Below are 7,412 nucleotides of genomic sequence, written 5' to 3'. Positions count from 1 at the left end.
GCCCGCTCCGGTGCGGCGCCCGCTCCGGTGCGGCCGCACGGCCCACCGGACCGTCCGTCGTCGCCCTCGGCGGCGGCCACGGGCTCTCCGCCTCCCTGGCCGCCCTGCGCCATGTGGCCGGTGACCTCACCGCGGTGGTGACGGTGGCCGACGACGGCGGCTCCTCCGGCACGATCCGCCGGGAGATGGACGTGCTGCCCCCGGGGACCTGCGGATGGCCCTGGCGGCCCTCTGCGACGACACGGACTGGGGTCGCACCTGGGCGGCGGCCATGCAGCACCGGTTCCACGCGACCCGCGTGCCGGCCGAGGACGCGACGCTGGAGAACCACGCGCTGGGCAACCTGCTCATCGTGGCCCTCTGGGAACTTCTCGGCGACCCGGTGGACGGCCTGCTCTGGGCCGGCGCGCTGCTGCGTGCGGACGGCCGGGTGCTGCCGGCGTCCCGGACGCCGCTGACGATCGCCGGCACCGTGCTGTCCGAGGAGTCCGGCGGGCTGTGCCGCCGCTCCGTGGAGGGCCAGGTCGCCCTCGCCGAGGCCGCCCACCACGGGCAGGTCCTGGACGTGCGGCTCACCCCCGAGGACGCGGAGCCCACGTCCGAGGCGCTGGAGGCCATCGCCCAGGCCGAGGTGGTCGTGCTCGGCCCCGGCTCCCTCTACACGTCCGTGCTGCCGCACCTGCTGATGCCTGGGATGCGTGAGGCGCTCACGGCGTCGCCGGCGAAGAAGCTGTACGTCAGCAACCTGCACACCGGCACCCTCGAGACGACCGGGATGACCCATGCGGACCAGCTGCGCGTCATCCGCTCCTACGCGCCGGACCTCGCCTTCGACGCCATCCTCGCCGCACCGGAGTCGGTCACGGACCGGGAGGGCTTCGAGACGGCGGCGGAGCAGATGGGGGCGTTGACCGTCTTTAGTAGAGTGACCCGGGGCCGCGACCGGGCCGCCCATGACCCGCTGCTGCTCGCCGTGGCCTTCGAGGAGGCCATGCACCGGATCCGGTCCGCCGCAGACGCGGCCGAGGGCTCCGGCACCCGCCCGCCCACCCGCCCCGAAGGAGACGACCCCGCATGGCACTGACCACCGACCTCAAGGACGAGCTCGCACGGGTGCCCGTGGCGACCACGTCGGAGCGTCGTGCGGAGGTCGCCGCCCTGCTGCGCTTCGCGGGCGGCCTGCACATCATCTCCGGTCGCATCGTCGTGGAGGCCGAGCTGGACCACGGCGCCACCGCGCGCCGCCTGCGCCAGGCCGTCGGCGAGCTGTTCGGCCACGCCTCCGAGATCGTGGTGGTCTCCGGAGGCAACCTGCGCCGCGGCCAGCGCTACGTCATCCGCGTGGTCAAGGACGGCGAGGCGCTCGCCCGTCAGACGGGCCTGCTGGATCCCCGTGGCCGCCCCGTCCGCGGCCTGCCCTCCGCCCTGGTCAACGGGTCGATTGACGACACCGCCGCCCTCTGGCGGGGCACGCTGCTGGCCCACGGCTCCCTCACCGAGCCGGGCCGCTCGGCATGCCTGGAGGTGACCTGCCCGGGCCCGAGGCGGCCCTCGCGCTGGTCGGGGCCGCACGCCGCCTCGGTGTGACCGCGAAGGCGCGCGAGGTCCGTCAGGCCGACCGTGTGGTGGTCCGTGACGGGGAGGCGATCGCCGCACTGCTCGAGCGGGTCGGTGCCGCCCAGACCGCGGCGACCTGGCAGGAACGCCGGACCCGCAAGGAGGTGCGCGCCACGGCGAACCGCCTCGCCAACTTCGACGACGCGAACCTGCGGCGCTCCGCGCAGGCGGCCGTCGCGGCGGGCGCACGCGTGGAGCGCGCCCTGGAGATCCTCGGGGACGACGCCCCGGAGCATCTGCGCTACGCGGGCATGCTGCGCATCCGGCACAAGCAGGCCTCGCTGGACGAGCTCGGCCGCCTCGCCGACCCTCCGATGACCAAGGACGCCATCGCCGGCCGCATCCGCCGCCTGCTGGCGACCGCGGACAAGCGGGCGGCCGAGCAGGGCATCCCGGGCACCGACGAGGCCGTCGTGCCCGAGCTCGAGGACGTCCTCGCCGACGACGTCGCGCCCCAGGACTGACCGCCGTCCGTTCGCGGTGCGCGGAAGCCGTCGCGTGCGGCGCCCGAAGGTGGCGTCCGGCGGAGTCCCGTACAAGGATGGAGGGTGGAAGGGATGCCGAGGGCCGTTCCGGGGACACACCCGGTCGGCCGCGGCATCGCACAGCGCCCCCGGCGCGGCCCGACGGCCGACGGCGGGAGCGCACCCGACACGATTGAGGAGGACTCATGGCCGAATTCACCCTGCCGGAGCTGGACTACGACTACGCCGCCCTGGAGCCGCACATCTCCGCGCGCATCATGGAGCTGCACCACTCCAAGCACCACGCCACCTACGTGAAGGGCGCGAACACCGCCCTCGAGAAGCTGGCCGCGGCCCGCGAGGCCGAGGACTTCGGTTCGGTCAACCAGCTCTCGAAGGACCTCGCGTTCAACCTGGGCGGCCACACCAACCACTCGATCTTCTGGAAGAACCTCTCCCCGAACGGCGGCGACAAGCCGACCGGCGAGCTCGCCGCCGCGATCGACGAGTACTTCGGCTCCTTCGAGAAGTTCCAGGCCCACTTCACCGCCGCCGCCCTGGGCATCCAGGGCTCCGGCTGGGCCGTCCTGGCCTACGAGCCGGTCGGCGGCAACCTGGTGATCGAGCAGTTCTACGACCAGCAGAACGGTGTGCCGGTGGCCACCATCCCGCTGTTCCAGCTGGACATGTGGGAGCACGCCTTCTACCTGGACTACCAGAACGTCAAGGCCGACTACGTCAAGGCGATCTGGAACATCGTGAACTGGGAGGACGTGCAGGCCCGCTTCGCCGCGGCCCGCAACGGCGCCTCCGGCCTCATCCTGCCGGCCTGATCCGGCCTGTCCGCCTGCGGTGCTGGGGTGTGACACCCCCGCCCCCGGCACCGCAGGCGGAGCGGCCCCGGCCGCCCTCCCGACCGCCGTCTGACCGCTGCGACGGGGCCGGGAGGCGCGGGCCCGGACGTCGTCCACCGACCCCCGTCCGTCCCCACCGCCACCCATCAGCACGCGCCCGCACCGGGTGCGAGGAACAGAGGCACGCATGACCAAGATCGCCATCAACGGATTCGGACGCATCGGACGCAACGCCCTGCGCGTCATCCTCGAGCGCACGCCCGAGCTGGAGCTCGTGGCCGTCAACGACCTGGCGGACAATGAGGACCTGTTCTACCTGACCAAGTACGACACCATCCTGGGCACCTTCCCGGGCGAGCTCGAGCTCGCCGACGACGCCCTCGTGGTGGAGGGCCGGACCGTCAAGATGTTCGCGGAGCCGGACCCGTCCAAGCTGCCGTGGGGCGACCTGGGCGTCGACATCGTGATCGACTGCACCGGCATCTTCACCTCCGGCGAGAAGGCCAAGGCCCACCTGGACGCGGCGCCAAGAAGGTCGTCATCTCCGCCCCCGGCAAGGAGGTCGACGGCACGTTCGTCATGGGCGTCAACGACGAGACGTACGACCCGGAGACCATGCACATCGTCTCCAACGCCTCCTGCACCACCAACTGCCTGGCCCCGATGGTCAAGGTCCTGAACGACGAGTTCGGGATCGTGGACGGCATCATGACCACCATCCACGCCTACACCGGCGACCAGAACCTGCACGACAACGTCCACAAGAAGGACCGCCGCCGTGCCCGTGCCGCCGCGCAGAACATGGTCCCGACCTCCACCGGTGCCGCCAAGGCCATCGGCGCGGTCATCCCCGAGCTCGAGGGCAAGCTGGACGGCTTCGCCATGCGCGTGCCGACCATCACCGGCTCCGCCACCGACCTCACCGTCGAGCTGACCCGCCACGTGGACGTCGACGAGGTCAACGCCGCCTTCAAGAAGGCCGCCGAGTCCGGTCCGATGAAGGGCCGCCTGGTGTACTCCGAGGACCCGATCGTCTCCTCGGACATCGTGACGACCCCGGCCGCGTGTACCTATGACGCCCCGCTGACCAAGTCGATCGGCCAGACCGTGAAGATCATCGGCTGGTACGACAACGAGTACGGCTACACCTGCCAGCTGCTCGACCTCACCTCGCTCATCGCCTCCAAGCTCTGAGCGTCGCTGCGACCGCCACGGCCCGCACCGACCACGTGTCGGTGCGGGCCGTTGCCTAGAATCGACCCGACGGCACCGGCCCCGCCCACCGGCGTGTGCGCGTGTGCCCCCGCAAGACCCCATCCCGGTTCCCGTCGCGCCAAGGAGGACGCCCGATGACCGCCCAGACCCTGAACGACCTGCTCTCCGCCGGAGTGCGCGGACGCACCGTGCTGATCCGCTCGGACCTCAACGTCCCCCTGGACGGCTCCACCGTCACCGACGACGGCCGCATCCGTGCCTCGCTGCCCGCCGTGAAGGAGCTGGCCGACGCCGGCGCCAAGGTGATCGTCATGGCCCACCTGGGCCGTCCGAAGGGCGAGCCGGACCCGACCTTCTCCCTGAAGCCCGTGGCCGCCCGCATGTCCGAGCTGCTCGGTGCCGAGGTCGCCCTCGCCGAGGACGTCACCGGCCCGTCCGCCCAGGAGAAGGCCGCCGCCCTGCAGGAGGGCCAGGTCCTCCTCCTCGAGAACGTTCGCTTCGACGCCCGCGAGACCTCCAAGGACGCGGCCGAGCGTCAGGAGCTCGCGAAGGAGATGGCGGCGCTGGCCGGCGAGGACGGCGCCTACGTGGGCGACGCGTTCGGCGCCGTGCACCGCGCGCACGCCTCGGTCGCGGACATCGCCGCCCTGCTGCCGGCCCACCAGGGCCCGCTGGTGGCCACCGAGCTCGAGGTGCTCACCCGCCTCACCGAGTCTCCGGAGCGCCCCTACGTGGTGGTGCTGGGCGGTTCGAAGGTCTCGGACAAGCTCGCGGTGATCGACAACCTGCTGGTGAAGGCGGACACCCTGCTGATCGGCGGCGGCATGCTCTTCACCTTCCTCAAGGCCCAGGGCCATGAGGTCGGCTCCTCGCTGCTGGAGGAGGACCAGCTGGACACCGTCAAGGGCTACCTGGAGCGCTCCGGCAAGGACGCCGCCACCATCGTCCTCCCCACCGACATCGTCATGGCCTCCGGATTCGCCAAGGATGCCGAGCACGAGGTGCTGCCGGTGGACGCCCTCACCTCCGGCGCCCACGGGGACAAGGCCATGGGCCTGGACATCGGCCCGGAGACCGCGAAGGCGTACGCGGCCGAGGTCGCCGGCGCCAAGACCGTGTTCTGGAACGGCCCGATGGGCGTGTTCGAGTTCCCGGCCTTCGCGGAGGGCACCCGGGCCGTGGCCCAGGGCCTGACCGAGGCCACCGCCGGCGGCGGCCTGTCCGTGGTGGGAGGCGGCGACTCCGCCGCGGCCGTGCGCACCCTCGGCTTCGAGGACGGTCAGTTCGGCCACATCTCCACCGGCGGCGGCGCCTCCCTGGAGTACCTCGAGGGCAAGGAGCTGCCCGGCGTCTCGGCCCTCACCGGCGGAAAGGCCTGAACCCATGACGGAGCAGACCGCACGCGTCCCGCTGATCGCGGGCAACTGGAAGATGAACCTGGACCACATCCAGGCCGTGGACCTCGTCCAGAAGGTCGCCTGGGGTCTGAAGGACGCCGGCCACGAGCAGGAGCAGGTTGAGGTGGCGGTCTTCCCGCCGTTCACCGACCTGCGCAGCGTCCAGACCCTGGTCCGCGGTGACCGGCTGGAGCTGGCCTTCGGCGGCCAGGACCTCTCTCCGCACGCGAACGGCGCCTACACCGGCGATGTCTCCGGGGCGTTCCTGGCCAAGCTGGACTGCACCTACGTGATCGTCGCCACTCGGAGCGCCGCGAGATCCACGGTGAGGACGACGAGGTCGTGGCCGCCAAGGTCTCCGCCGCGCTGGAGCACGGGCTCGTGCCGGTGCTCTGCGTCGGCGAGGGGCTCGAGGTCCGCCAGGCCGGCGAGCACGTGGCGCACACCGTCGCCCAGCTCACGGCGGCCCTGCAGGGGCTGTCCGCCGAGCAGGTCGCACGGATCGTGGTCGCGTACGAGCCCGTCTGGGCGATCGGCACCGGTGAGGTCGCCGGTGCAGACGACGCCCAGCAGATGTGCCGGGCACTGCGCGCCGAGATCGAGCGCCTCGCCGGGGAGGAGGTCGCCGCGGCGGCACGCATCCTCTACGGCGGCTCCGTCAAGGCGGCGTCCGCGCCCGAGCTGCTCGCGCAGCCGGACGTGGACGGCGCGCTCGTCGGCGGTGCCAGCCTGGACGCTGACGAGTTTGTTAGGATCGTCCAATTCGACTCCGCCTCCTGACCGGGCGGACCTGCCGAGCCGAGAACCCCGTGGCGGACGGGGGGCACAGCCCCCGCCCGCCCACATCCCGAGGAGTGATCCGTGGACGTCCTGATGGTGATCCTGCAGGTCCTTGTGGCGCTGTCCAGCGTCCTGCTCATCCTGCTGGTGCTGCTGCACAAGGGCCGTGGCGGCGGCGTCTCCGACATGTTCGGCGGCGGCGTGTCCTCCTCGATGTCCGCCTCGGGCGCCTCCCAGAAGCTCCTGGCCCGCGTCACCGTCACCACGGCGGTCCTCTGGGCCGTGATGATCGTGCTGATCGGCCTGATTGCCCGCCTCGACGTGGAGGTCTGAACCTCACGGCGACGACGGCCCCCTTCCTCTCCGCGCAGCGCGCCGAGGAGGAAGGGGGCCTTGTCGTCGTGGGAGGGCCCGCGCCCGCAGCGCCGTCAGCGGCCGCAGGCGGCCTCGTCCAGCCACCAGACGGTCGCGGAGGTGCCGGAGACCAGGGTGGCCGGGTGCTCCTTGTCCTGTCTCCGCTCGGCCCGACGCGCACGGACGGCAGTCACGGCCTCGGCCTTGTCGGCTCCGGCCACGGTGAACCAGACCTCGTCCGCCGCGCAGACGGCCTCACGGGTGAGGGTGAGGCGTTCGGGCGGCGGCTTGGGGGAGTGTCGGACGGCTGCGGCGGGCACCCCCGTCACCGAGAGGCCGTCGTGGTCCGGGAAGAGGCTGGCCACGTGGCTGTCCGGGCCCATGCCGAGCAGCACCACGGTGAACCGGGGCATCGGGGTCAGTTCGGCACAGGCGCGCGCGGCGGCCGCGTCCAGGTCCAGGCCCGCGTCCGCGGTGGGGAACGGGTGGACCGTCTCCTCGGTGAGTGCGCGGGGGCTGCCCGCGGTGCGGGCCATGAGCGCGTCGATCCCGGCCTGACGTGCCTGGTGGTCGTTGCGCTCCGCGTCGCCGGCCGGGAGCCAGCGTTCGTCGCCCCACCAGAGGTGGATGCGGGACCAGTCCAGGTCCGCCACGGCCGGGGCCTCGGCGAGGGCGGCCACCACCGCGACTGCCGGCTCCACCGCCGGTCACGGGCGAGGTCCGCGCGGTCG

At 72.4% G+C, this 7,412-nt stretch carries 4 protein-coding genes and 4 pseudogenes; 7 read left to right on the top strand and 1 reads right to left on the bottom strand.

Features of this window, described 5'->3' with window-relative positions:
• The 7 genes and pseudogenes from AC2W7A_RS07255 to secG all read left to right on the top strand — a co-directional run.
• Positions 1–1,084, top strand: a pseudogene (locus AC2W7A_RS07255) (gluconeogenesis factor YvcK family protein); the annotation flags it as partial.
• Positions 1,075–2,081: pseudogene (gene whiA, locus AC2W7A_RS07250) on the top strand (DNA-binding protein WhiA). The pseudogenes AC2W7A_RS07255 and whiA, both read left to right, overlap by 10 nt.
• 206 nt (positions 2,082–2,287) lie before the next feature.
• The gene (locus AC2W7A_RS07245; RefSeq protein ID WP_485990760.1) at positions 2,288–2,914 is read left to right on the top strand and encodes a superoxide dismutase; all 627 of its coding nucleotides are present in this window, start codon (positions 2,288–2,290) and stop codon (positions 2,912–2,914) included.
• A gap of 208 nt (positions 2,915–3,122) precedes the next feature.
• Positions 3,123–4,129: pseudogene (gap, locus tag AC2W7A_RS07240) on the top strand (type I glyceraldehyde-3-phosphate dehydrogenase).
• Between the two features lie 155 nt (positions 4,130–4,284).
• The gene (locus AC2W7A_RS07235) at positions 4,285–5,529 is read left to right on the top strand and encodes a phosphoglycerate kinase (RefSeq protein ID WP_485990759.1); all 1,245 of its coding nucleotides are present in this window, start codon (positions 4,285–4,287) and stop codon (positions 5,527–5,529) included.
• Between the two features lie 4 nt (positions 5,530–5,533).
• Positions 5,534–6,327, top strand: a pseudogene (gene tpiA, locus AC2W7A_RS07230) (triose-phosphate isomerase).
• A gap of 81 nt (positions 6,328–6,408) precedes the next feature.
• On the top strand, positions 6,409–6,660 hold the full coding sequence (secG, locus tag AC2W7A_RS07225) for a preprotein translocase subunit SecG (protein WP_485990758.1): 252 nt from the start codon (positions 6,409–6,411) through the stop codon (positions 6,658–6,660).
• Positions 6,661–6,755: 95 nt separating this feature from the next.
• On the opposite strand, the gene pgl is transcribed toward secG, so the two are convergent.
• Positions 6,756–7,364, bottom strand: coding sequence for a 6-phosphogluconolactonase (gene pgl, locus AC2W7A_RS07220; protein ID WP_485990757.1), 609 nt, complete (start codon positions 7,362–7,364; stop codon positions 6,756–6,758).
• Positions 7,365–7,412: the final 48 nt, after the last annotated feature.

The organism is Micrococcus sp. LASM2_SD2, assembly GCF_057364565.1.
This window is presented reverse-complemented; position numbering and strand designations above follow the sequence as displayed.

Bases quoted from the DNA above. Each gene is read 5' to 3' on its own strand.
- AC2W7A_RS07245 (WP_485990760.1), top strand. From the start codon at position 2,288: ATGGCCGAATTCACCCTGCCGGAGCTGGACTACGACTACGCCGCCCTG.
- AC2W7A_RS07235 (WP_485990759.1), top strand. From the start codon at position 4,285: ATGACCGCCCAGACCCTGAACGACCTGCTCTCCGCCGGAGTGCGCGGA.